We start from the raw sequence: 23396 nt of genomic DNA, 5'->3' as shown, positions 1-23396 counted from the left end.
TTCCAATGAAGAATATTTTAAAAATAGCAGCTACCTTGAGCTTGCTGTCTGGCGCGGCGGTGGCGGATCCGGTACTTGGTGTCTGGAAAACAACTCCAGATGATAATGGAAATTTTGGCCACATCAAAGTAGCGGAATGTGAAGGAGAAATTTGTGGCACTCTTATAAAGTCATTCGACTCCACTGGAGCATCATACAAATCAGAAAATATCGGTAAGCAAATTATATGGGCTATGAAAAACAAAGGTGATGGCAAATACGGTGGAGGGAAAATATGGAGCCCTGATCGAGACAAAGTTTATAGTTCTAAAATGGTTCTAGAGGGAAATGACCAGCTAAAAATTTCAGGGTGTGTTTTAATTTTATGTCGTGATGGTGGCACTTGGACGAGGATAGATTAATATTTTCAACGGTTTAAGGCGCCCATTCTAAAAAATTTTTTATAAGTTTCATTCCAGATTGAGAACTCTTTTCGGGATGAAATTGTAATCCGACCATATTGTCTTTGGCAACAATAGCAGTGATGTCACCGCCATAGTCGACGTGTGCAAGTCGTTCTTCGTGACTAAATACTCTCATTTGGTAGGAATGCACGAAGTAAAAGTGATCTCCATTTTTAATATCCTTCAGAATGGCGTGGTAGTGATCGATGGCTATTTCGTTCCAGCCCATGTGAGGTATTTTCAAACTTGGATCATCTAATTGTATTCTTTCTACTTGGCCGTTAATCCAATTAAGACCATTAGTTGGCTCAAATTCAAAACCTTTTTTTGCCATTAATTGCATTCCGACGCAAATCCCAAGAAATGGTCTGCCTTTGGCTAAAACGGCGTGTTTAAGTGCCTCAAAGACCTCTGATTTTTCGAGGGCGACTTTGCACGCTGGGAAAGCCCCATCGCCAGGCAAAACTAATCTATCTGCATTACTAACAATTTCAGGGTCGTTTGTGACCGTCACGGATCCAAGCGAGTTTTCACTAGAAATTTTTTCGAAGGCCTTTAAAGCGGAGTGTAAATTGCCACTCTCATAATCGATAAGCGCTGTAAGCATTATCTCTAGAGTGTTCCCTTGGTGCTCGGTAAACTTTTAGCCATTCTCGGATCAATTTCGATCGCTTGTCGTAAAGCTTTCGCTACAGATTTGAATATCGCCTCTGCGATATGATGGCTGTTTATTCCGTGTACCATATCTACATGCAACGTTAATCCAGCGTGTGTTGAAAAAGCTTGAAAGAATTCACGCACTAGCTCTGCATCAAAATTTCCTATTTTATTTGTTGAGAAACTGACATTCCAGATAAAATAAGGCCTTGAAGAGAAGTCCAAAGAAGTTCGAATTTGTGCATCATCCATTGGTAAATGGCACGAGCCATATCTAACTATGCCTTGTTTATTACCCAAAGCATTTTTTACCGCCTGTCCGAGTGCTATGCCGGTATCTTCCACGGTGTGATGGTCGTCAATTTCTGTATCGCCTGTCGTTTTTACTTTTAAGTCTATTAGCGAGTGACGAGATAACTGATCCAACATATGATCAAAAAAGCCAACATTTGTATAGTTAGAATACTCGCCTGTACCATCAAGGTTAATAGAGACCGAGACTTTAGTTTCGTTAGTTTCGCGTGTAATTTTGTTTTTGCGCATCGGTCTTTTCCTCATGCTAGATGCGGTGCTTATAGCTCGGCTGGATAACTTGGAAAACCCTAAGAATATTTCTAAAAGTATGCTGTTTATTTCATGCCACAGCGCTATTATTTTTATATGACATCTTTTCTAATTTCTTCAGATATATATCGCAATACGCACTATGGAGAAAAACATCCTTTAAATATACCAAGGGTGGGAGCTACACTCGATTTAATCAAAGCTATGTCATGGTACGATGAGGCGAAATTTATAACAGCGCCTATCGCTAAGCCAAGTTTACTTAAGAAATTCCATTCTAACGATTATGTTAATGTCCTTATAGAAGTTGATGAAAAGCAGGAAATTGATAAAAATCAATCTAACAAATATAACTTGGGAACACCGTCTAATCCTATTTTTAAAGGAATGTACAAGCGGCCAGCTACCTCAGTTGGTGGGTCAGTGGTTGCGGCAGAATTTGCATTTTTACATGGTCGCGCCTTTAATTTGGGCGGTGGCTTACATCATGGTCTAGCAAATAAAGCAAATGGATTCTGTTATTTGAATGATTTAGTGTTTGCCATTAAAAGATTCAGAGACTTTGGCCTTCGCCGTATTGCCTACGTGGATTTGGATGCACACTTTTGTGATGGTGTAGCATCTGCCTTTTCTGACGACCCAGATGTGATGTTAGTGTCAGCACATGAAGCAAACCGATGGCCATTTCAAGGGAAATTAGAGGAAAATTTCCCTGATAAAAATTTATATGCACCCATTTCAAAAGGTTCGACGGATATTGATTTAGAAGCTCTCTTTGAATACATTTTTTATCCCGCGATAGAAAATTTCAAACCTGAAGCTTTGATTGTTCAAGGAGGTGCAGACATGTTAAAAGATGATCCGCTGTCTCGGTTGGAAATGACAAACAATTGTCTATGGAAAGTTCTATCAAAGCTTGCCCTTTTGGCCCCTAAATTACTTCTAACGAGCGGTGGTGGGTATAACCCCTGGTCTGTTTCAAGGCTTTGGACTGGCTTTTGGGCCATACTTAATGATATTGAACCGCCATCTTTATATACTGACGAGGGTAGGCGACTAATAGAAAACTTGCGCTGGTTTCGTAAGGATAAAGTTAACCCTAACTTACTCTCTTCTTTGAAAGACGAGCAAATTTGCTATCGAATAAAGCAGGAGACTTTAGATCTTATAAAACGGATGAACGTTATTCATAGGAGCTCTATTCGAATGACATGATATAATCTCAATTTAATAGAAAATATATTTTTAATTATTCTGGTATGTCTTAATGTACTTTAACTCTAAATAAAGTTATCAATTTAAAAATTGTTTTAATTTATGAAGGTCGTTTATGATTTTAAATAGATTGATCTATTTGATTGGGGTCTCTTCCATTGCGGTAGGCTTGTTATTTGGTTGTAGTAATACTGCTAATGTAGGTTCAGACGAAATTGAAAATTATTCTGCAAAACAGATTTACGATAGAGCAGAATATGAAATGGCAAGATCGAAGCCGATAGACGCAATCGCTTTCTTCTCTGACGTTGAAAGGCTTTACCCTTATTCAGAATGGGCAAAAAGATCGGTAATTATGCAAGCTTTTGCAAATCACAAGGCAAAGCAATACAAAGAGGCTAGGGACGCAGCCGAAAGATATATTGAATATTATCCAGCTGACGAGGATTCTGCATATGCTCAATATATAATAGCTTTAAGTTATTATGACCAAATTGAAGATATTGGTCGGGATCAAGAAGTAACTGCAAAGGCCTTGCAAGCTTTCAAAAAGCTTATCAAAAATTATCCCGACAGTGAGTATGTTAAACCTGCGGAACTAAAATTTGATTTAGCTTTTGATCATTTGGCGGGAAAGGAAATGGAGGTGGGCAGATATTATTTAAAGAGACAACAATTTCCAGCTGCTATCAACAGATTTCGTATTGTTGTAGAGGATTATCAGACCTCCTCTTACACCGCTGAGGCTTTGCACAGACTCGTAGAAGCATATTTGTCTATGGGACTGGTCGACGAGGCTCAATCCGCGGGTGCCATACTTGGGCATAATTATCAAGCTTCAGCTTGGTATAAACGAACCTTTAGTTTATTAAGGAATGAAGATCTGAGCCCAGCCGTTAAAGGTAATGGCTGGCTCCGGAAGATCCATAGGCAGGTTCTAAAAGGTAGATGGCTCTAACTTAATGATTTTATAAAATGCTTGTTGGTTTAGACATACGCGATATTTTGATTATCGACCATGCAGAGATTTTATTCACTAATGGATTGAATGTACTCACTGGTGAGACTGGCGCAGGTAAATCAATTCTTTTGGATAGTTTGGGATTTGTACTGGGCTGGCGGGGTAAAACAGAAATAGTTCGTCCAGGAGCTGATTTTGGAGAAGTAAGCGTTTGGTTTGAACTAAAAGATGACCATCCGGTGAGAAAGATACTCGATGATAATAACGTTCCGTGGGAAGGAGAACTATTAATTCGGCGGGTTATAAATGTCGATGGACGTAAGACTGCATGGATTAACGGAAGAAGGGCTCCAAGAGATTTATTAATTCGGATATCGACACTCTTAGTTGAAATTCATGGTCAACATGACGATAAAGGTTTACTTGATCAACGGTCACATATTCGCTTACTTGATATGTTTGCGGGTAACAGTACCCAACGAGAGAGGGTCAAAGAAGCTTGGAAAAAGCTAAAAAAAGCAAAAAAAGAATATCAGGATGAACAAAAAAAGTTATCAGATTTTGATGCTGAAGAATCGTTTATACAACATTCACTGGATGAGCTGAAGTGCCTAGATCCAAAAGTAGGCGAGGAACAAAAATTAGATACCAAAAGACGCATGATGCAGTCAGCGGAAAAAATAAAAGATGACGTATTAAAGGCTCAAAGTGCTGTTGGTAGTAGCGGTGCAGAGAGTTTAATTTTAGATGCTATGAGATGGATTGAAACAGCATCTGGCAAAAGTGATGGGCCATTTGAAGAAGCATTGGCGTCGTTATCCAGAGCATCAACTGAGTTAGGTGAAGCCGTACGCATTATTGAGAGTCTTGTTGAGTTGCTGGACTTTGATGGGTATGAGCTCGAAGTGCTTGAAGAAAGACTATTTGAAATCCGTGGTTTAGCTAGAAAACATAAAATTGCGCCCGATCAGCTACCACAATTTAAGGCAGAACTAGCGGATAAAATAGAAGAGTTTTCATTTGGTGCTGAAAAGCTATCTTCATTGGAAAATCAAATAAAAGAGTGCGATTCTGAATATAATGTTGCAGCGTCAAAACTGAATGAGTCCAGACGTATTGCTGGTGACAAATTAGACAAATTAGTCGCAGCTGAATTACCATTTCTTAAAATGGAAGATGCCCATTTTGAAACTAACATAAGACCTGCACCAAGTTCAGCTGATGGATGTGATGAGGTTTCTTTTTTAGTTTCTACAAATAAGGGAACTGCTAAAGGTCCAATTGGTAAAATAGCATCGGGCGGTGAATTAAGCCGTTTCTTATTGGCACTAAAAGTGTGTCTAACTAGAGATTATAGCTCAGTTACGATGATTTTTGATGAAATTGACCGTGGCATTGGGGGAGCTACCGCCGATGCAGTTGGTAGAAGACTTGTTAGACTGTCCCAAAATGCACAAATTCTTACAGTCACGCATTCTCCCCAAGTAGCAGCTCTTGGTGATGCTCATTTTCAGGTTTCCAAATCTACAAATTCAATAAGCACTATTACTGAGGTAACAACCCTTCATGGAGATACCAGGATCGAGGAGATTGCCCGAATGATCTCAGGAGACAAAATAACGGCTGCTGCAATTAATGCTGCTGCAACCTTGGTAGCAGGGCGTTAAAGATCTTAATTATTCGATTTTTTTTGTTGCGTGGTCCAACCAGATTTTTTCATTTTCTTCTAGGTTTTCTCTGATTTTTTTTCGACACTTTAAATGATACTCATTGAGCCAATCTTTTTCTTCGTTTGTCATCAGACTTATATCAATTAAATTTTTATCTATAGGGACAAAATTAAGGGTCTCAAAGATAAACATTTCGTCAACGGTTGAGTTTTCCAATTTTGGAGCTTTTGTGACTGCTAGAAGGTTTTCAATCCGAATCCCGAAATGTCCTTCTTTATAGAAACCCGGTTCATTTGATATGATCATTCCTGTTTCAAAGGGAACCTTTGACGTTCTACTCAATCTCTGTGGCCCTTCGTGAACAGAAAGAAATTGTCCTACACCATGTCCCGTGCCATGAGCGAAGTCTAGTCCTTCCGACCATAGGTGCACTCGAGCAAATGCATCTAAATCACATCCTGCCATTCCCTTAGGAAATTTTAACCTCGATATCGAGATCATTCCTTTAAGGACCAACGTAAATGCCTTCTTGATTTCGCCTGAAACCTCACCCAAGGCGGTTGTTCTGGTAATGTCAGTTGTTCCGCCTTTATATTGGCCGCCACTGTCGATTAGTATTACTTCATTTTTTTCTATAGCGCGATCACTATCGTAATTTACCCGATAGTGCGGTAGGGCCGCATTTGGTCCACTTGCGCAAATTGTTTCAAAGCTGATGTCATAAAATTCTGGATTTTGAGACCTGAACGCCTCGAGTGAGATAACTAAATCAATTTCGGTTAACTTACTCTCCGACTGGGAATTTAGCCAGCAAAGAAATTTACACATTGCTACGGCATCAATTAAATGGGCTTCTCTTGCTCTACTTAGCTCAATCTCATTTTTACAAGCTTTGGGTACTGCTGTTATGTCTCCTCGTGGGTCCAAAGTTGCTTTTGATGAAAGCAGAGCTTCAAAAGCCGCAAATGGCAGACTAGCCTTATCTATGCATATACTACCCGTAAGTTGTTCAAGGTGTGAAAGAAAATCATTTTGATTGTATAAGCTAATGTTGTGGCCAAAATGTTTTTTCAAATCTTTTACTTTGGTTTTATCTACAAAAAGGTCAACTTTACAATTTGAATGCAGAATAGCAAAAGCGTGAACAATGGGTAAATGTTCGACATCTCCACCCCGTATGTTTAACAACCAGGCAATTCCTTCTGGTAAAGTAATTACTGCTGCCGTATTTCCATTTTCCCTCAATTCTTTCGCTAATATTTTTCTTTTATTGACTTGTGTCAGACCTGCAAATTTGTTTTCGTATCGAAAAGCTTTTGCATTTGGTGGGGCTGGCTGATCTGTCCAGATTATATCAACAAGGTTCTGTGTCGGTTGTAAAACGATATTAGTGTTCTCTGTTGATTTTTTATATTGCTCAATTTCATCGACTGAGTGTAACCAAGGGTCAAAACCAATTTTACCCTTATTAGTGATTTCCATTATCCAGTCCGTGACTTTTTTATTTGGCCAATTAATAATTTCTATAGGTGGCAGTGTTTGATTTTTCGCCTGAATCGAGTAGCGCCCATCTACAAAAATACCTACCCGTTTATTAACTAAAACGCAGATTCCTGCAGAACCTTCAAATCCAGTAAGCCATCGTAAACGCTGATCTTTTTCAGCTACATACTCACCTCTGAAAGAATCGGAGCGTGGAACAAGAAAACCATCAAGGTTCCTTTTAGCAATTTGATCCTGCAACGCTTCAAGTCTTTTCGGACCCAATTTCGGATCGCCGGTAGAAGCGAAAGATTGAAACTTACAAATTTTTTCTTTGTGCATTAATTGTTAGCCTCTTTTGAGTTGATTCACTCGGGCTCTAGCTTTTGGATCGCTGTCGAATAGGGCAGCAAGCTGTTCAGTCATTGCTCCTGCTAGTTGTTCAACGTCTGTTATGGTAACTGCACGATCGTAGTAGCGGGTCACATCATGACCAATCCCAATTGCCAAAAGTTCTACATTTTTTATTTTTTCTACCATTGATATAACATCTCGTAAGTGTTTCTCTAGGTAATTAGCGGGGTTTACGGATAACGTGCTGTCATCTACCGGGGCCCCGTCAGAAATTACCATTAAAATCTTTCGAGCTTCTGGACGCGCAGTCATGCGTCGGTGTGCCCACTCTAACGCCTCACCATCAATGTTTTCTTTAAGAAGCCCTTCTTTCATCATAAGTCCAAGATTAGAGCGCGCACGGCGCCAAGGAGCGTCGGCTCCTTTGTAAATTATGTGACGTAAATCGTTCAAACGACCGGGCTGTTGTGGTCGATCCTGATTTAGCCAGGCTTCGCGAGATTGGCCTCCTTTCCAAGCACGAGTTGTAAATCCTAAAATTTCAACTTTCACGTTGCAGCGTTCCAATGTGCGTGCCAACACATCTGCACATATTGCTGCTATTGAAATCGGCCTCCCACGCATTGATCCAGAGTTATCCAAAAGTAAAGTCACCACGGTATCTCTGAATTCAGTATCCTTTTCTATTTTAAAACTGAGAGAGGTCGTTGGATTTGTGATAACCCTAGCAAGTCTTCCAGCGTCAAGAATTCCTTCTTCAAGATCGAATAACCAGCTACGGTTTTGCTGTGCCTGCAAGCGTCTTTGAAGCTTGTTCGCAAGCCTGCTTACTGCCCCTTTTAGTGGTTCGAGTTGTTGATCCAAATATGCTCTTAATCTCTCTAACTCAACTTGCTCAGCAAGGTCTTCCGCCTTTATTTCTTCGTCAAAATTTGTCTCAAAAACTTGATAATTTGGATCAGCGTCAGAAATAGGTTGTGCAGGTGGCGGTTCCAGTGGAGCTTCTCCGTCAGGCAATTCCTGATCGTCAAAGTCCTCATCAGAGCTGTCTTCACTACTCATTTGCGCTTGTGCAGCGTCTTGTTGTTCGTCCTGACTTTGTTGGTCTTCTGCGTCTAGAGTTTCATCATTGTTTTCATCTGTCCCTGAGCTTTCGGGGTCATCAGCTCGTTCCTCATTCTCGTCCTGCTGTTCTTGATTTTCATCGTCTTCTGCTTCGGGTTCGTCACCTAGCTGATCTCCGTAACCCAAGTCAGTAATTATTTGACGAGAAAATTTTGCAAACCTTTCCTGATTATCCAAATTTTCAGTAAGATTTTCTATTGTAGTCTCTGCTTGTTCTAGAATAAAATCCTTCCATAAATTTAATACGTTGTTTGCTGAGGAAGGAAGATCCTTTTTGGTCGTTAGAGTTCTAATTAAATAAGCTGCGGCGTCTGCAAGAGGGGCATCAGCGCGATCTGTCAATTTATCAAAACCCTTTCGTTTTGCTTCAACGCCGATTTTTGCATTAATGTTGCCAGTAGTACCTGGCATATCTTTTGCCCCGATAGCTTCGCATCTGGCGGTTTCCATCGCTTCATATATCTCCCTTGCCATAGGACCGTCTGGGGCAAATCGTGAATGTAAATCGGAATTGTGGTATTTATGATGCATGGCGAGAGCATCAGCTGTTCCTCGAGCCAGAAGAACTTCTTCTTTAGTCATGCGTCTGCTGACTTGGGGAAGCCTGATATTATCTCCAGATACACCTGATGGATCAACTGAGTAGTTAATAGAAAGTTCTGGGTTGTCAGCCAAAACTTTCGTTGCCTCTGCTAGGGCTTTTTTGAATGGATCAGCAGGATTGTCTGATTTTGAAACCATAATAAACTCAAGAAATGTTTAAGCTTTGCCAGATCACTTATATAAATTTTAGTTGATGGCTAATTATTGCTCATAATAAAATTATTCTACTCTAGACTTACGCTTGCTGCACTTTCTGGTAACTCTTCATCAAAACAACGTTGAAAAAATTCAGCTACTATTTGCCTTTCCAGCTCGTCACATTTGTTTAAAAAGGTTAAACGAAAAGCATAACCCACATCTTTGAAAATTTCTGTGTTACTTGCCCAATTTATAACCGTTCTTGGGCTCATAACGGTAGATAAATCTCCGTTCATAAATGCAGTTCTCGTGAGATCAGCCACGGTAACCATTTGCTTTATAACACGCTTGCCTTCTTCACTATCGTAACTTGGCGACTTAGCAAGCACTATTGCGCTTTCCACCTCCACCGATAGATAATTCAAGGTTGCAACTAGTGACCAGCGATCCATTTGAGCTTGGTTAATCTGCTGTGTTCCATGATACAGACCAGTCGTATCACCTAACCCGACGGTATTTGAAGTAGCAAACAATCTGAAATTACTATGAGGTGTGATAATTTCGTTTTGATCTAGTAGTGTTAATTTCCCATCGTGTTCTAAGACTCGCTGGATCACAAACATAACGTCTGCTCTGCCTGCATCATATTCGTCAAACACAATAGCGACTGGGTTTCTCAAAGCCCAAGGTAAAATTCCTTCATGAAATTCAGTAACTTGCTTGCCGTCCTTGAGCTTAATCGCGTCCTTACCTATCAAGTCTATTCTACTAATATGACTATCAAGATTAACCCTTACTGCGGGCCAATTTAATCTTGCAGCAACTTGTTCAATATGGGTTGATTTACCTGTGCCGTGATAACCTTGTATCATAACCCTCCTATTATGATTAAAGCCTGCCAGTATGGCTAACGTTGTATCTGGATCGAATTTGTATGTTTCATCAACCTCAGGAACTCGATTGGCTCGTTCCGAGAAACCTTTTACAATCATATCTGAATCGATACCAAAAACTTCTCTTACCGAAATATCCTCCGTGGGGTTGCTGTCCATGATTTTAGAGCCATCGGCCATAATTTTTTCCTTATAATCGGCTTATGAAATTAACTGGTGCACTAATAATTGCTGCTGTTCAAGAGTTCCAAGGTAAATAAATTTCATATTTTTGACTATTACTAACCTTCACAATATTTTAAACTTAATACTTGAAGTTGATTTTAACCTGTAATGAACCAGATATATCCGGTAGCAAACATGACAAGAGATAATTTATGAACAGACGTTCCTTACTCAAACTAGGTCTAGCAACAATAGTTATTCCCACCCAGTCAATCGTTGCAAAAGAAGAGCTTGCTGAATTTCCTTTTCGGTTAAGTAAAAGTGAATGGAAAGCTAGACTTACTCCATTTGAATTTGCAGTGATGAGAGAGGAAGCTACCGAACGTGCGTTCACATCTCCATTGAATTCAAACTATGAGACAGGCACGTATCACTGCAAGGGTTGTGATCAAAAACTATATATGTCTCGCTACAAATATGACTCAGGTACTGGATGGCCAAGTTTTTCAAAAGAGATTGATGGTGCAATCGGCACAAGAAAAGATAGAAAGTTTTTTATGATCCGAACGGAGTGCCACTGTAGCAACTGTGGTTCACATTTAGGACATATATTCGATGATGGGCCGCAGCCAACTGGGAAGAGGCATTGTATTAATGGCGTTAGCTTAATTTTCCGAAAAACTTAGTACTTCACTATTTGAAATTTCTGCTATCCTTAATTTGATCCCATGCCCACATAACTTGTTGTAACTGCTCTTCCTGACTTCTATCGCCACCATTCATATCTGGATGAAGTATTTTAATAAGTGCCTTATAAGCCTTGCGAATTTCTGGCTTTGACCAACTATCTTTTGCTTCAAGAATTTCCACCGCTCGCCTTTCGGTAGCCGGTAGCCGCCTAGTATGACCAGCACTCGTCCCGGCACGCCCAGGGTTTTTTGTCGCATTTTCTCCCAAAACTTGGTGGGGGTCTTCTATTCCAAGCCTTGCCCAAGCTCTTGATTCAGGATCTCTCCAAGATTTAGTTTCTCTTTCCCAAACTTTGTCTTTTGACATTTGCGCATTCAATTCTGCTTCAGTCTGGTTCTGGAAAAAATTCCATTTTTGATTATACTCTCGAACGTGATCTTTGCAGAACCAAAAAAAATCGTCTAGAACGTCAGGTGCTTTTGGGGCTCGAAATTTTCCTGCATTTTCGCAGCCTTCATGGTCGCAAAGCCTCCTCGATGTCTCACTTTCGCCGGACATTCCACGCCTTGTGCGAGGTTTGTTCTTCTTTGCCGAAGAAACAGATATATCAAATCCAAATGGATCAGGTTTTTCCGTCATTAATTGTACCTTTTCGACTCGAGCGTTAAAGCATACAGTAATTAAAAGTAAATTGAAGAGGTAATTATTCAAAATGACCAAAACAGATCGAATAAATAAGGCTTTAGAGGCCTCGTTTAAAGGGTCAGAAATATCTGTTGTTGATGATAGCGAAAGTCATCGAGGTCACGCAGGCTTTGCGGAAGGGGGAGAAAGCCATTTTCAAATAAAAATTGTTTGGAAAGGTTTTGAGACTTTGTCCCTGATTGCGAGACACCGAGCTGTACATGAAGCACTTGGAAAGGACTTGCTAAACGAGATCCATGCACTGGCACTCGAGTTAACGTCTGAGTAATTTCGTGTACATCCAGTCTTAAACTTTAATTCATGACTCAGAATAGTTAGGGCTCAGTCTTTTACGAGTTAAGCTTAGCTGCAACAAGTTCATTAACGGTTTTTGGGTTTGCTTTTCCACCAGTAGCTTTCATTACCTGACCAACGAACCAACCGACTAATTTTGGATTAAGTTTCGCCTTTTCAACCTGGTCGGGATTTGCACTAATTATTTCTGCAACTGCTTTTTCTATCGCGACTGTGTCAGTGACTTGCTTCATTTCCCGTTTTTCAACTATCTCGGCTGGTTCGCCACCTTCACTGTAAACAATCTCGAATAACTCTTTTGCTATTTTGCCATTAATTTCACCATTTTTGATTAAGTCAATGATTTGCCCGAGTTGCATCGGGCTCACAGGCGATGACGTTATTTCCAGGTCATCTTTTTTTAGGCGTCCAAACAGCTCATTTATTACCCAATTAGCAGCCATCTTACCATCTCGATTAGCTGCAACCGTTTCAAAATAGTTTGCGGCTTCCACCTCCGCTGTCAACACGCTTGCGTCATATTCGCTTAAACCAAATGAAGATATGAAACGAGCTTTCTTGTCATCAGGAAGCTCGGGTAGAGATAAAGCTATTTCATCCACCCAGGATTGTTCCAATTCTAATGGCAGTAAGTCTGGGTCTGGAAAATAGCGATAATCATGAGCCTCTTCCTTTGATCGCATTGATCTTGTTTCGCCCTTTTCAGGGTCATACAGCCTTGTTTCCTGATCGACGGTTCCACCACCCTCCAAGATCTTGATTTGACGTTTTGCTTCAACTTCAATTGCTTGTTGAATGAAACGCATTGAGTTCATATTCTTTATCTCGCATCGAGTGCCCAGCACGCTAAAATCACCAGTTTCTATAAATTTTTCAAAAGTACCCGATTGGCATACAGAAACATTTACATCCGCACGCAAATTTCCATTTTGCATATTGCCGTCGCATGTTCCCAAATAACGCATTATTTGCCGAAGTTTTCCCACATACGCAGCAGCTTCTTCTGGGCCACGAATATCTGGTCTGCTCACAATCTCCATCAGGCAAACTCCAGTTCTGTTTAAATCCACAAAAGACATATCTGGATCCATATCGTGAATTGATTTTCCCGCGTCTTGCTCCATGTGGATACGCTCGATCCGAACTCTCCGTGCAATTCCAGGTTCCATATTCACAATAACTTCGCCTTCACCCACTATCGGATGATATAATTGGCTAATCTGATAACCCTGAGGTAGGTCAGGGTAAAAATAATTTTTTCGATCAAATGCACTCCAAAGGTTAATCTTTGCTTTTAAACCTAAGCCAGTTCTAACAGCCTGCTCGATACAGTAGTCGTTGACTACAGGCAGCATCCCTGGCATCGCAGCATCAACGAATGATACATTAGAATTTGGCTCATTTCCAAATTGGGTTGATGCTCCCGAAAATAACTTTGACTTTGACGAAACCTGTGCATGGACTTCCATACCAATGACTAATTCCCAATCATGTCTCGCGCCAGGTATGACTGTCGGTTTGGGGGATGAGTAGTTTATATCCAGCATCTTATTCTTCCAATCTAATTTACAAACTCATTAACTAAGATGAAACAATGTTGCAATCTAGATTAACTGAGAGTTGTTTTAAAATTAAATCGCATATGAGAAGCTTAAGTATTCAGGGCCCTTTAATTATTTAGTATCCGCGAAATCATTTCGTTTGTGTCTTTGCTTAGCTTGTCGACTTTTAGTAACTTCGTAAGTTCTAAAGAGATTTTATCCTTGCGCAGGTTATCAAACTGTTTCCAGTTTTGAAATGCCGTGCAGGTTCTTGCTGCTAATTGTGGGTTTAAAGTATCAATTTTTTTGATCCAACTGGCTAAAAACTTATAACCTGCCCCATCTGCTCTGTGGAAAGCAACCAAGTTTTGAGTAAATCCACCAACGGTGGCTCGAAATCGATTTGGATTTTTTTTGTTGAAGTCAGAATGTTTTGTTAAAGTTTTTGTGATTTCGAGGGATTTACTAGGCTGACTTAACGATGTTTGCAGCATAAACCATTTGTCAATGACTAGACGGTCATCAGCCCACCTCTCATAAAAACTATCAATTTCTGTTGATACTAAGTCATTTTGAATCAGCACACTTAATGCTGCCACTTCGTCGGTCATATTATCTGCTCTAGCAAACTGCTTTCTAGAACTTTCCCCGTTATCCACCCTCGTCAGCAGACCAAGCAAAATATTCTTCAGTGAACGCTCTCCTGCCTGATCTGCCGAGGGTTCATATTTTACGTTTTGGGTCAGAGAATGGAATAATTGTTCTAAAAATTGATTAGAACTTTCTGCTAGCTTTTGGGAAAATATTTTTTTTGCAGTGTAAATCATTTCAGGATCTATGGGCAAATTATTTTCAAAAAAATGTGCGATAATTTCTGAAATAGAAGGTTGTGAAAGCAATTGTGCGCGAAAAGCTGGCATTATCTTTTGATCCTGCATTATTTGGCAAAATGCATTTATTAATTCGTCGTTTGGTTCTTGTTTTTGAATCGCAATCTTTTCAAAGCTTGCTAACATTAACTGCTGTGAAGCATCCCACCGATTGTATGCATCATTATCTTTGGTAAGAAGGGTTAGCCTGTCTTGGTCTGTGATCTCTCGCTCTATTATTACCGGAGCAGAAAATTTTCTTAAAAGAGATACTGTTGGCTTTTTCTCAATTCCTTTAAATGTAAGTGTATCTCTTGGCTTTTTAAGTTCGAATACCTTCGTTTCAATTAAATCTGCACCATTTTCATCCAGAAGGCCTATTGAGATTGGAATAACCATTGGTTGTAATTTCTTTTTGCGATTGTTGGGCAGAATTTGTTCAAAATCTAAAGTCAGAGTATTTTCGCCATATCTTTCATTCACCTTTACTTTAGGTGTTCCAGCTTGGGAGTACCAAAGCATGAATTGTTCAAGATTTTGATTGGTGACATCCTCAAATACTTTGATCCAGTCTTCAATTGTAGCCGCCTGACCATCATGTCGTTCAAAGTATAAATCTAGTGCTGAATAGTAATTTTTTTCACCGACTAATAGCTTAAGCATACCAATTAGTTCAGCACCTTTTTCATAAACGGTCAAAGTATAGAAGTTATTAATTTCAACAAAGCTATCGGGTCTTACCGGATGTGAAAGTGGGCCGGCATCCTCTCGAAATTGAGGCCCTTTAATTACCCTGGCATCTTGAATTCTTTTAACTGAGGGGTCCCTTAAATCAGATGTAAATTGTGCATCTCTGAAAACTGTAAGCCCTTCTTTTAAACAGAGCTGAAACCAATCTCGGCAGGTTACACGATTTCCTGTCCAATTATGAAAATATTCATGAGCAATTATACCCTCTACATATTCAAAATCGGTATCGGTACTTTTTCTGGGATGTGTCAGAACACACTTCGAATTGAAAATATTTAGCCCCTTATTTTCCATGGCCCCCATATTGAAGTCATCAACGGCAACGATATTGAAAACCTCAAGATCATATTGTCGCCCATAGCGCTCTTCATCCCATTTCATAGCTTTTTTTAAAGATCTGATTGCAAACTGACATTTGTCCTCATCGCCCTTTCTTACATAAATATTAAGGTCGATATGAGAGCCTTGCTGCGTTGTAAATTCGTCTGATACTTTCTCTAAATCTCCAGCGACTAATGCGAAAAGGTATGCCGGTTTTGGCCAGGGGTCTGACCACTTTGAAAAACCCTTTTCACTCGAAATAAGATTGCCATTTGACAATAAGACTGGTGAAGGTCCCCGAATACTAACAACAAATGGTGCTAAAACGTCTGGACGATCTGGATAGTAGCATATTTTTCTAAAGCCTTCTGCCTCACATTGAGTGCAGTAAATACCATTTGACATATATAACCCCTCCAATGAGGTGTTACTAGAGGGATCTATCTCTACCAGGCACTCCCATAGGAAAGGGCCGTTGGGGACGTCACATTCGAGACCGTCTTTTTGTAGTTTTGGATGTACTGTATTCCCATCGATTCTAGCGTTAAGGAAATTTAAATTTTCTCCATTTAAAAAAAAATTTCTTGCTGAATTTGAATTAGGATTTTTACGGAAATTGATTTTAGAGTAAACTTTTGTTCTACTTGGATGTAGTTCAAAATTGAGTTCCACTGCGTCTACTAAATAAGCAGGGGCCTTATAGTCTTTCAGAAAGATTTCCTCATTACTTTTTTTTGCCATAATTACTCCGCGGTGCTTGGAATTTGTAGTTGAACCTACTCAGCTAATAGATGTTGCTACATTTAGGTAGTGCTACTATTAATTAATACCAAAAAATAGGCGACTCTTTTAGTGAATAATAACAGCTTTTGCCTCGCCTTAAATAAGATACCTATTTGAAATCAGAGAAAGGTTTGGGGTCGAGTGATGAAAAAGCGCCTGATGCGATGTGATCTAAGTGTAGAAGAAGGCTTGGTGGATTTTATCGAGAATACGGCTTTGCCAGATACTGGAGTTTCGCAGAATAACTTTTGGCTTGGCTTGTCATCATTGATTAAGGAGATGACTCCCGAAAATAGAAAACTTTTGAGGGTAAGAGAAGAGCTGCAAGACAAAATTGATAAATGGCATGTGGCTAGAATTGGCCAGCCACATGATCATGTGGCCTATAAAAGTTATTTAAAGGAGATCGGTTATCTGGTTGATGAGGGTGAGAACTTTTTAATTGAAACAGAAAATGTTGATCCGGAGATTTCCAGCGTAGCTGGCCCACAACTCGTAGTACCATCGACCAATGCCCGCTACGCTCTTAATGCAGCAAACGCAAGATGGGGAAGTTTATACGACAGTTTATATGGCACTGATGCGATGGGTGCATTCGACCAGGCTAAGGTTTATGATCGGGGCAGGGGCGCTCGTGTTGTTGCCCGTGCAAGAGTATTTTTGGATAATGCATTTCCAATCATTGGTGCGAGTCATGCAGATGTGAAGCGATATTATGTTAGTGAAAGGCAACTTTTAGTAGATGACCTTCCGTTGGTCTCACCAGAAAAGTTTATTGGCTATTCAGGCAACTCGAAGGCTCCAAATTCTATTCTATTGAAGAATAACGGTCTTTTCGTCGTGCTTGTCTTCAATCGAGCACATGTTGTCGGCAGTAGGGATCAGGCAGGTTTGGCCGATGTTCGGATCGAAAGCGCTCTATCTGCCATAATTGATTTAGAGGATTCTGTAGCATGTGTTGATGGTGAAGATAAGGTAAATGCATACTCAACATGGTTAGGTCTAATGAAAGGAGACCTTACTTCCGAATTCGAGAAAAACGGAAAAAAAGTCGTTAGGCGTCTCAACTCTGATTTGTCTTTTATTTCTCCCTCTGGTGATGATTTTAGCATTAGGGCTAGAGCATTACTTTGGATCAGAAATGTTGGTCATTTGATGACGACACCAGCCGTACTTGACTCAAATGGGGACGAGATATTTGAGGGCTTGCTGGATGCTATGGTTACCACAATGCTCGGAATGCATGATTTGAAAAAGGCTGATGGCAATTCAAGACATGGTTCAATTTACATTGTAAAACCCAAGATGCATGGCCCCGCTGAAGTGGATTTTGCCGATAAAATATTTTCCAAGGTAGAGAGTTTTTTAGGTATAGAGAAATATTCTGTAAAATTGGGAATAATGGATGAAGAACGCCGAACCTCCGTTAACCTAAAAGAGTGTATCCGCGCCGCAAAAAGACGAGTAGCCTTCATAAATACTGGATTTCTCGATCGGACTGGAGATGAAATTCACACTAGCATGGAGGCAGGCCCATTTAGCAGGAAAGATTTTATAAAAAGAAAGTCTTGGATAGTAGGATACGAAAATCAAAATGTTGACATTGGTTTAGAGTGTGGGCTTTCCGGACGAGCCCAAATTGGAAAAGGTATGTGGGCTATGCCGGATTTAATGTCTGCTATGCTGGAGCAAAAAATAGAGCATCCAAAATCAGGAGCAAATTGTGCCTGGGTACCATCCCCTACCGCTGCCACATTGCATGCCTTGCATTATCATCAAGTGGATGTCTTTGCAGTTCAAGAAAATTTAAGAAAAAACGGCCGAAGAGCCTATGTTGATACACTTCTTGATATTCCCCTAGCTGCTTACAGAAAATGGTCGCACGGGCAAAAAATTCGGGAAGTAGAAAATAATGCTCAAGGGATCCTTGGATATGTTGTGCGGTGGGTGGATCAGGGAATTGGTTGCTCAAAAGTACCGGATATTAATAATGTAGGCTTGATGGAAGATCGTGCCACATGCAGAATATCTAGTCAGGCGCTTGCTAACTGGTTGCATCATAACGTCGTGAGTGAAGAAGAGGTCATTACAGCGCTTAAATCCATGGCAAAAATTGTTGACGAGCAAAATATTAACGATCCAAATTATATACCGATGAGCCCAAGCTTTGATGGATTGGCATTTAAGGCTGCATATAATTTAATCTTCGAGGGTAAAAATCAGCCATCGGGTTACACTGAGCCAATTTTACATGAAACTCGTTTGAAATTGAAAAATCTAGCATAGAAATATCGTTAATAGTGAGTTAAAAAATAAATACATAGAATAATAATTTGCAAAGTAATAGTTAAAGGCGAAAAATGGGACGTTTTGTAGTTGGAATTGTTGGGAATTTCAACTTAATCAATGATGAATATCCAGCATACGCAGCTGGGAAAATGAATTGTGACGCACTATCTAAGGTATCGAATGTAATACCTATCATCGTACCTTCGAGTCCCGAATTTACTACAGTTGATGAGCTCATCTCAATGTGCGACGGTTTTTTGTTTACTGGCGGTAGACCTAACGTACATCCGAGTAATTATGGTGTCGAGGCAACGGCAGCTCATGGCGATTTCGATCGTGATCGTGATGCTTTAACACTTCCCTTGATAAAAAGGGCTGTTTCGATCGGTCTTCCTATCTTTGGTATATGCAGAGGATTTCAGGAAATTGCGGTAGCAATGGGGGCAACACTACATCCAGAAATTCGCGAGTTAGATGGGAGAATGAACCATAGAATGCCACCAGATGGGACGCTTGAAGAAAAATTTGCCATTAGGCATGAAGTCACGTTTAGAAGCGATGGAATTTTCAGCAAAATTTTAGGTTCTGATCGAATTGAGACAAATACGCTACATGGACAGGGAATAGCAGATGCCGGTGATCGGTTGATAATTGATGGTTGGGCAAGTGATGGAACCCCAGAGGCGTTGTATGTAAAAGATGCACCGGGTTACACTTACTCTGTCCAATGGCACCCGGAATGGAATGCTGAGAATGATCCAATTTCTACACGTTTGTTTGAGGCTTTTGGCGAAGCGGTGCGTAATTATGGAAATGCTCAGTAGTTGATCCCAGGTAGTTATGTGACAAATTTTCGCTTTTTGTATTTGGGTCTGTCCCACAAGGAATTTTGAATAACATTTGAAATAACCTCAATTGCCAAATCGATATCTTCTTTAGAGATATACAGAGGTGTAATTCCAAATCTCATAATGTTTGGCGACCGAAAATCTCCAATAACGCCTTTTTCTATGATTGCTTGCATTGCAGGGTATCCATGTTCAAAATAAAACGAAACTTGGGAACCCCTGTCTTCTGCATTTATTGGAGATGCTAATTTAAGATCAGGGCAGTTTTTTCTCAACCCGCTTATAAGTCGCTCAGAAAGATCAACTGACCCGGAGCGCAGTTCACTCATGTCGACGGTATCCCAAATTTTTAGAGAAGCAGCAAGAGCCGCATTAGCCAGAACTGGTGGTGTTCCTATTTTCATTCGGTTTATACCTTTGCCAGGGGCATACTTATGCAAAAACTCAAATGGTGTTTTATGACCAAGCCAGCCCATTAAAGATGGTTTGACCGCATTAATTTTTTTTGGATTAACATAGATAAACGCTGGCGAACCAGGTCCTGCGTTCAGATATTTATATGTACAACCAACGGCATAATCGATATTCCACTCCTTTAGATTTAGATTTAAAGCGCCAGCAGAGTGCGCTAGATCCCAAATCGTAACGATCCCATTGTCTTTTGCAATTTCACTGATTACTGAAATGTCATGCCTTCTGCCAGTACGGTAATCAACGTCGGTTAGCATCAGTACCGCAATCTCGTCGCTTAGACTGTCAAGTATTTCCTCAGGTGCGCATATTCTAATCTCAAGTTGATCATTCACTAGATGCACCAGTCCCTGAGCCATATATAAATCTGACGGAAAGTTTCCACTATCTGTGAGTATAATTTTTCTTTTCCCCACATCTTTAATGGCGCTACTCAATGCTTGAAAAACTCTAACAGATAGGGTTTCTCCAACAACTACTGAATTATCTTCCGCTCCGATAATGCGCGAAATTTTGTTACCCAAACTTTCAGGCTGAAACATCCATTCCGCATCATTCCATCCATTTATTAAAAGGTTTGACCATTCTTCATGAAGTAAAGTGTTAATTTCACTGGGAACATTCTTGGGCATAGGGCCCAGCGAGTTACCATCTAAATAGATTAATCCTTTTGGAAGTATGAATTGCTTTTTTGTTTCTTCAAAGTTTGTCATCTGCTCTTTTGTAGCCGTCTCATATCAACGTTTCACCAAGTTGCTGTAGTTACAACATTTATATAACATGGAATACAATTAATATTTTTATTTTCGACAATTTTTGAATTTAATGAGGGTTGAATGGGTCTTTTAAGATATTTTTTATTATCAATTGCCATGAGCCAGTACTCAATAGCTAGTGAAAATATACCGGATCAATATCCTCAATCGGTATTGTATTCAAAACCTTCTGAATTTATCCCAAATGTATTTTCTGCAATTGGTGCTACTGCTCCACCTACGTACGAAAATTCTGGTCATAATAATAATTTATCTTTCGTTGTAACCGCGGATGGAGTCGTGGTGATTAACTCTGGTGCATCATTTAGTCTGGCTGAGGCAATGCATCACGAGATTAAAGCAGTAACAAATAAACCTGTAAAGCTAGTAATCAACGAAAATGGGCAGGGACATGCTATGTTGGGAAACTCTTACTGGGCTGAGCTTGGCATTGATATATTAGCACATGAAGACGCTATTGATGAGGTGAAGGATAATGGCTATCAAATCCTAGAAGAAATGAAGCGTTACAATAGAGAAAAGGCTGACGGTACAGCCGTTATTACCGCAAACATTTCATTTTCCGAAAAGTATGTTTTTACTTTAGGAGGTATAAAGTTTGAGGTTCTACATCTGGGTGATGCTCATGGTCCTGGAGATACACAGGTCTGGATCCCGCAATGGTCACTAATGATTGCTGGTGATATAGCTTTTCATGAACGAATGCTGCCAATTTTTGAAAATACTTGCACAAGATGCTGGATAGAAACTTGGAAAACAAGCTTTGCACCTCTTAATCCGCTTTATATAATTCCTGGGCATGGACATCCCACAAATTTACCACAAGTTGAAAAGTATACGTTGGGATATCTTTTAGATTTACGATCAAAGATCAAAAGCCATATTGAGGCTGGGGGCGATTTAAGTTCGTCTTATTATGTCGATCAGCAAAAATGGAAGAACTTAGATACTTTTGAAGAGTTAGCAAAGAAAAATGCTGGTAGGGTTTTTGAAGAAATGGAGTGGGAGTGATAAAACTGGTCTCTGGTCTCGAAAGAAAGTTGGGCTGGTTGCGGTTTCATTAATTGGTAGTCAAAACGCTATTGGAATTTATAGCGGTTGATTAAAATGCGTTGCGACATAATTTTTCACTTTAAGCACATTGATCTTTAATAATGTTGCGTATAGGAAGCTGGTCAGACATGTCTCTTAGTGTATTTAAGTGAGGATTTAATTTTGAAAATCGGTACCCCCAAAGAAATTTTCGACGGTGAAAATAGGGTTGCTTTAACCCCTGATAGTGCTCTTCAACTTCAAAAGTTAGGTTTTGATTGTTTAATTGAAAGTGGTGCCGGCAAAGCAGCAGGATATTCAGACAAAATCTACAAAGAGGCTGGGGTCAAGGTTGTAAAAACGGCTGCTGCTTTGTGGAAAGAAGCTGATGTAGTGACCAAGGTTAGGCAGCCCTCTACTGCTGAGCTTAAGAGATTATCTGCCGGGCAGACATTGATTTCCTTTTTTAATCCAGCCGTCAATGAGCAGGGTCTTGACCTGGCTAAATCCAAAAAAGCAAACGTCATAGCAATGGAAATGGTTCCAAGGATCAGTCGGGCACAAAAGATGGATGCTCTTTCATCCATGGCAAATATAGCTGGTTATCGAGCAGTTATCGAGGCCAGCAATAATTTTGGAAGATTTTTCACAGGTCAAGTCACTGCAGCAGGGAAGGTGCCTCCGGCGAAAGTGCTTATAATAGGCGCCGGTGTTGCCGGGCTTGCTGCGATTGGGACAGCTACATCGTTAGGAGCTATTACTTATGCTTTTGATGTCAGGCCTGAAGTGGCGGAACAAGTGGAATCCATGGGTGCTGAATTTGTCTATCTCGATTTTGAGGAGCAGCAGCAAGATGGTGCTAAAACTGGCGGATATGCGTCAGTTTCGTCACCAGAATTTCGAGAGGCTCAACTTGCGAAATTTAGAGAGTTAGCGCCAGAGGTTGATATTGTTATTACCACCGCGCTTATTCCAAACCGCGAGGCTCCAGAATTGTGGACAGCTGATATGGTTAAATCAATGAAACCAGGTTCGGTTATTGTGGATTTAGCCGCTGAGAAGGGTGGTAACTGTAAGCTAACAGTTTTGGATGAAAAAATTGTAACTGACAACGGGGTTACTATTGTAGGATATTCTGACTTTCCGAGTAGAATGGCCGCTCAAGCATCAAATTTATATTCTACTAATATTAGGCACATGATTAGTGATCTTACGCCGGAAAAAGACGGTAAAATAAACCATAATATGGAAGATGACGTAATCAGAGGTGCTACGGTTGCTTTTGAAGGGGAAATAACTTACCCGCCGCCACCGCCGAAAGTTAACGCTATCGCTGCAAAAACGCAGGAGAAGCCAAAAGAGTTGTCTCCAGAGGAACTGAGAGCGAAAGAGCAAGAGGATTTTAATGCGCAAACTCGCCAGCAGGTTATTCTGCTCGCAGTAGGTGGTGCCCTTACATTAGGTGTTGGGCTTGTTGCTCCAGCTAGCTTTATGCAACACTTTATCGTATTCGTTCTTGCTGTTTTCGTTGGATTTCAAGTTATTTGGAATGTAAGCCATGCTCTTCATACGCCGTTGATGGCTGTTACGAATGCAATATCATCGATTATAATTTTGGGCGCGCTGATGCAGATTGGTTCAGGTTCATTGCTAGTAATCTTACTTGCAGCATTATCGGTTTTTATGGCTGGTATTAACATTTTTGGTGGGTTTCTCGTCACAAGACGAATGCTTGCCATGTTCCAAAAATCTTAAGG

The 23396-nt window shown here is 40.3% G+C and carries 19 protein-coding genes; 10 read left to right on the top strand and 9 right to left on the bottom strand.

The features are described from left to right. Positions 1-5 precede the first annotated feature (5 nt). Entirely contained in the window at positions 6-401 is a 396-nt protein-coding gene (locus ACTF5Q_RS00995) for a DUF2147 domain-containing protein (protein ID WP_154033516.1), read from the top strand. Positions 402-414: 13 nt separating this feature from the next. Here ACTF5Q_RS00995 and hisH read toward each other — a convergent pair whose 3' ends face one another. Both hisH and hisB read right to left on the bottom strand, forming a co-directional pair. Next, positions 415-1050, bottom strand: coding sequence for an imidazole glycerol phosphate synthase subunit HisH (gene hisH, locus ACTF5Q_RS00990; protein WP_438952860.1), 636 nt, complete (start codon positions 1048-1050; stop codon positions 415-417). A 5-nt stretch (positions 1051-1055) separates the two neighbouring features. Next, positions 1056-1643, bottom strand: a complete 588-nt coding sequence (gene hisB, locus ACTF5Q_RS00985; protein WP_154033512.1) for an imidazoleglycerol-phosphate dehydratase HisB — start codon at positions 1641-1643, stop codon at positions 1056-1058. A gap of 93 nt (positions 1644-1736) precedes the next feature. On the opposite strand from hisB, the gene ACTF5Q_RS00980 reads away from it, so the two are divergent. The 3 genes from ACTF5Q_RS00980 (at position 1737) to recN (ending at position 5507) form a co-directional block, all read left to right on the top strand. After that, positions 1737-2879 (top strand): acetoin utilization protein AcuC, encoded by a 1143-nt coding sequence (locus ACTF5Q_RS00980; protein ID WP_438952859.1) that lies wholly within the window; start codon positions 1737-1739, stop codon positions 2877-2879. Between the two features lie 115 nt (positions 2880-2994). After that, the gene (locus ACTF5Q_RS00975) at positions 2995-3837 is read left to right on the top strand and encodes an outer membrane protein assembly factor BamD (protein ID WP_438952858.1); all 843 of its coding nucleotides are present in this window, start codon (positions 2995-2997) and stop codon (positions 3835-3837) included. Positions 3838-3854: 17 nt separating this feature from the next. Continuing rightward, on the top strand, positions 3855-5507 hold the full coding sequence (gene recN, locus ACTF5Q_RS00970; protein ID WP_438952857.1) for a DNA repair protein RecN: 1653 nt from the start codon (positions 3855-3857) through the stop codon (positions 5505-5507). A gap of 9 nt (positions 5508-5516) precedes the next feature. Here recN and ACTF5Q_RS00965 read toward each other — a convergent pair whose 3' ends face one another. The 3 genes from ACTF5Q_RS00965 to cobS form a co-directional block, all read right to left on the bottom strand. After that, on the bottom strand, positions 5517-7334 hold the full coding sequence (locus ACTF5Q_RS00965) for an aminopeptidase P family protein (RefSeq protein ID WP_438952856.1): 1818 nt from the start codon (positions 7332-7334) through the stop codon (positions 5517-5519). A gap of 6 nt (positions 7335-7340) precedes the next feature. Beyond that, positions 7341-9212: a cobaltochelatase subunit CobT gene (cobT, locus tag ACTF5Q_RS00960; RefSeq protein ID WP_438952855.1), complete on the bottom strand. Its 1872-nt coding sequence runs from the start codon at positions 9210-9212 to the stop codon at positions 7341-7343. An 86-nt stretch (positions 9213-9298) separates the two neighbouring features. After that, positions 9299-10285 (bottom strand): cobaltochelatase subunit CobS, encoded by a 987-nt coding sequence (gene cobS / locus ACTF5Q_RS00955; protein WP_154032840.1) that lies wholly within the window; start codon positions 10283-10285, stop codon positions 9299-9301. Between the two features lie 197 nt (positions 10286-10482). Between cobS and msrB the strand changes: the two genes are divergently transcribed. Beyond that, positions 10483-10956, top strand: a complete 474-nt coding sequence (msrB, locus tag ACTF5Q_RS00950) for a peptide-methionine (R)-S-oxide reductase MsrB (protein WP_438952854.1) — start codon at positions 10483-10485, stop codon at positions 10954-10956. A 7-nt stretch (positions 10957-10963) separates the two neighbouring features. Here the strand turns inward: msrB and ACTF5Q_RS00945 are convergent, their stop codons facing one another. Next, on the bottom strand, positions 10964-11599 hold the full coding sequence (locus ACTF5Q_RS00945) for a DnaJ domain-containing protein (protein WP_153691771.1): 636 nt from the start codon (positions 11597-11599) through the stop codon (positions 10964-10966). 73 nt (positions 11600-11672) lie between these two features. Between ACTF5Q_RS00945 and ACTF5Q_RS00940 the strand changes: the two genes are divergently transcribed. Then, the gene (locus ACTF5Q_RS00940) at positions 11673-11933 is read left to right on the top strand and encodes a BolA family protein (RefSeq protein WP_154032838.1); all 261 of its coding nucleotides are present in this window, start codon (positions 11673-11675) and stop codon (positions 11931-11933) included. Positions 11934-11994: 61 nt separating this feature from the next. Here the strand turns inward: ACTF5Q_RS00940 and gatB are convergent, their stop codons facing one another. Both gatB and pepN read right to left on the bottom strand, forming a co-directional pair. After that, the gene (gene gatB / locus ACTF5Q_RS00935) at positions 11995-13506 is read right to left on the bottom strand and encodes an Asp-tRNA(Asn)/Glu-tRNA(Gln) amidotransferase subunit GatB (protein ID WP_438952853.1); all 1512 of its coding nucleotides are present in this window, start codon (positions 13504-13506) and stop codon (positions 11995-11997) included. A 122-nt stretch (positions 13507-13628) separates the two neighbouring features. Further along, positions 13629-16181 (bottom strand): aminopeptidase N, encoded by a 2553-nt coding sequence (pepN, locus tag ACTF5Q_RS00930; RefSeq protein ID WP_438952852.1) that lies wholly within the window; start codon positions 16179-16181, stop codon positions 13629-13631. A gap of 186 nt (positions 16182-16367) precedes the next feature. On the opposite strand from pepN, the gene ACTF5Q_RS00925 reads away from it, so the two are divergent. Then, positions 16368-18509, top strand: coding sequence for a malate synthase G (locus tag ACTF5Q_RS00925; RefSeq protein WP_438952851.1), 2142 nt, complete (start codon positions 16368-16370; stop codon positions 18507-18509). Positions 18510-18583: 74 nt separating this feature from the next. Continuing rightward, entirely contained in the window at positions 18584-19336 is a 753-nt protein-coding gene (locus tag ACTF5Q_RS00920) for a gamma-glutamyl-gamma-aminobutyrate hydrolase family protein (RefSeq protein WP_154033776.1), read from the top strand. A gap of 14 nt (positions 19337-19350) precedes the next feature. On the opposite strand, the gene kynU is transcribed toward ACTF5Q_RS00920, so the two are convergent. Then, positions 19351-20544: a kynureninase gene (kynU, locus tag ACTF5Q_RS00915; RefSeq protein ID WP_438952850.1), complete on the bottom strand. Its 1194-nt coding sequence runs from the start codon at positions 20542-20544 to the stop codon at positions 19351-19353. A 123-nt stretch (positions 20545-20667) separates the two neighbouring features. Between kynU and ACTF5Q_RS00910 the strand changes: the two genes are divergently transcribed. Both ACTF5Q_RS00910 and ACTF5Q_RS00905 read left to right on the top strand, forming a co-directional pair. After that, entirely contained in the window at positions 20668-21618 is a 951-nt protein-coding gene (locus ACTF5Q_RS00910) for an MBL fold metallo-hydrolase (RefSeq protein WP_438952849.1), read from the top strand. A gap of 204 nt (positions 21619-21822) precedes the next feature. Further along, the gene (locus ACTF5Q_RS00905; protein ID WP_438952848.1) at positions 21823-23394 is read left to right on the top strand and encodes a Re/Si-specific NAD(P)(+) transhydrogenase subunit alpha; all 1572 of its coding nucleotides are present in this window, start codon (positions 21823-21825) and stop codon (positions 23392-23394) included. The last annotated feature ends 2 nt before the right edge of the window (positions 23395-23396 follow it).

It is taken from the genome of Candidatus Salinivivens marinus (assembly GCF_965655845.1).
Taxonomy (GTDB): Bacteria; Pseudomonadota; Alphaproteobacteria; order Rhodobacterales; family Rhodobacteraceae; genus Salinivivens; species Salinivivens marinus.
This window is presented reverse-complemented; position numbering and strand designations above follow the sequence as displayed.

Coding starts and splice junctions, on each gene's coding strand:
- cobS (WP_154032840.1), bottom strand. CDS start 10,285: ATGGCCGATGGCTCTAAAATCATGGACAGCAACCCCACGGAGGATATT.
- msrB (WP_438952854.1), top strand. CDS start 10,483: ATGAACAGACGTTCCTTACTCAAACTAGGTCTAGCAACAATAGTTATT.
- ACTF5Q_RS00925 (WP_438952851.1), top strand. CDS start 16,368: ATGAAAAAGCGCCTGATGCGATGTGATCTAAGTGTAGAAGAAGGCTTG.
- recN (WP_438952857.1), top strand. CDS start 3,855: ATGCTTGTTGGTTTAGACATACGCGATATTTTGATTATCGACCATGCA.
- hisB (WP_154033512.1), bottom strand. CDS start 1,643: ATGCGCAAAAACAAAATTACACGCGAAACTAACGAAACTAAAGTCTCG.
- kynU (WP_438952850.1), bottom strand. CDS start 20,544: ATGACAAACTTTGAAGAAACAAAAAAGCAATTCATACTTCCAAAAGGA.
- ACTF5Q_RS00945 (WP_153691771.1), bottom strand. CDS start 11,599: ATGACGGAAAAACCTGATCCATTTGGATTTGATATATCTGTTTCTTCG.
- gatB (WP_438952853.1), bottom strand. CDS start 13,506: ATGCTGGATATAAACTACTCATCCCCCAAACCGACAGTCATACCTGGC.
- ACTF5Q_RS00910 (WP_438952849.1), top strand. CDS start 20,668: ATGGGTCTTTTAAGATATTTTTTATTATCAATTGCCATGAGCCAGTAC.
- ACTF5Q_RS00940 (WP_154032838.1), top strand. CDS start 11,673: ATGACCAAAACAGATCGAATAAATAAGGCTTTAGAGGCCTCGTTTAAA.
- pepN (WP_438952852.1), bottom strand. CDS start 16,181: ATGGCAAAAAAAAGTAATGAGGAAATCTTTCTGAAAGACTATAAGGCC.
- ACTF5Q_RS00995 (WP_154033516.1), top strand. CDS start 6: ATGAAGAATATTTTAAAAATAGCAGCTACCTTGAGCTTGCTGTCTGGC.
- ACTF5Q_RS00980 (WP_438952859.1), top strand. CDS start 1,737: ATGCCACAGCGCTATTATTTTTATATGACATCTTTTCTAATTTCTTCA.
- ACTF5Q_RS00965 (WP_438952856.1), bottom strand. CDS start 7,334: ATGCACAAAGAAAAAATTTGTAAGTTTCAATCTTTCGCTTCTACCGGC.
- cobT (WP_438952855.1), bottom strand. CDS start 9,212: ATGGTTTCAAAATCAGACAATCCTGCTGATCCATTCAAAAAAGCCCTA.
- hisH (WP_438952860.1), bottom strand. CDS start 1,050: ATGCTTACAGCGCTTATCGATTATGAGAGTGGCAATTTACACTCCGCT.
- ACTF5Q_RS00975 (WP_438952858.1), top strand. CDS start 2,995: ATGATTTTAAATAGATTGATCTATTTGATTGGGGTCTCTTCCATTGCG.
- ACTF5Q_RS00920 (WP_154033776.1), top strand. CDS start 18,584: ATGGGACGTTTTGTAGTTGGAATTGTTGGGAATTTCAACTTAATCAAT.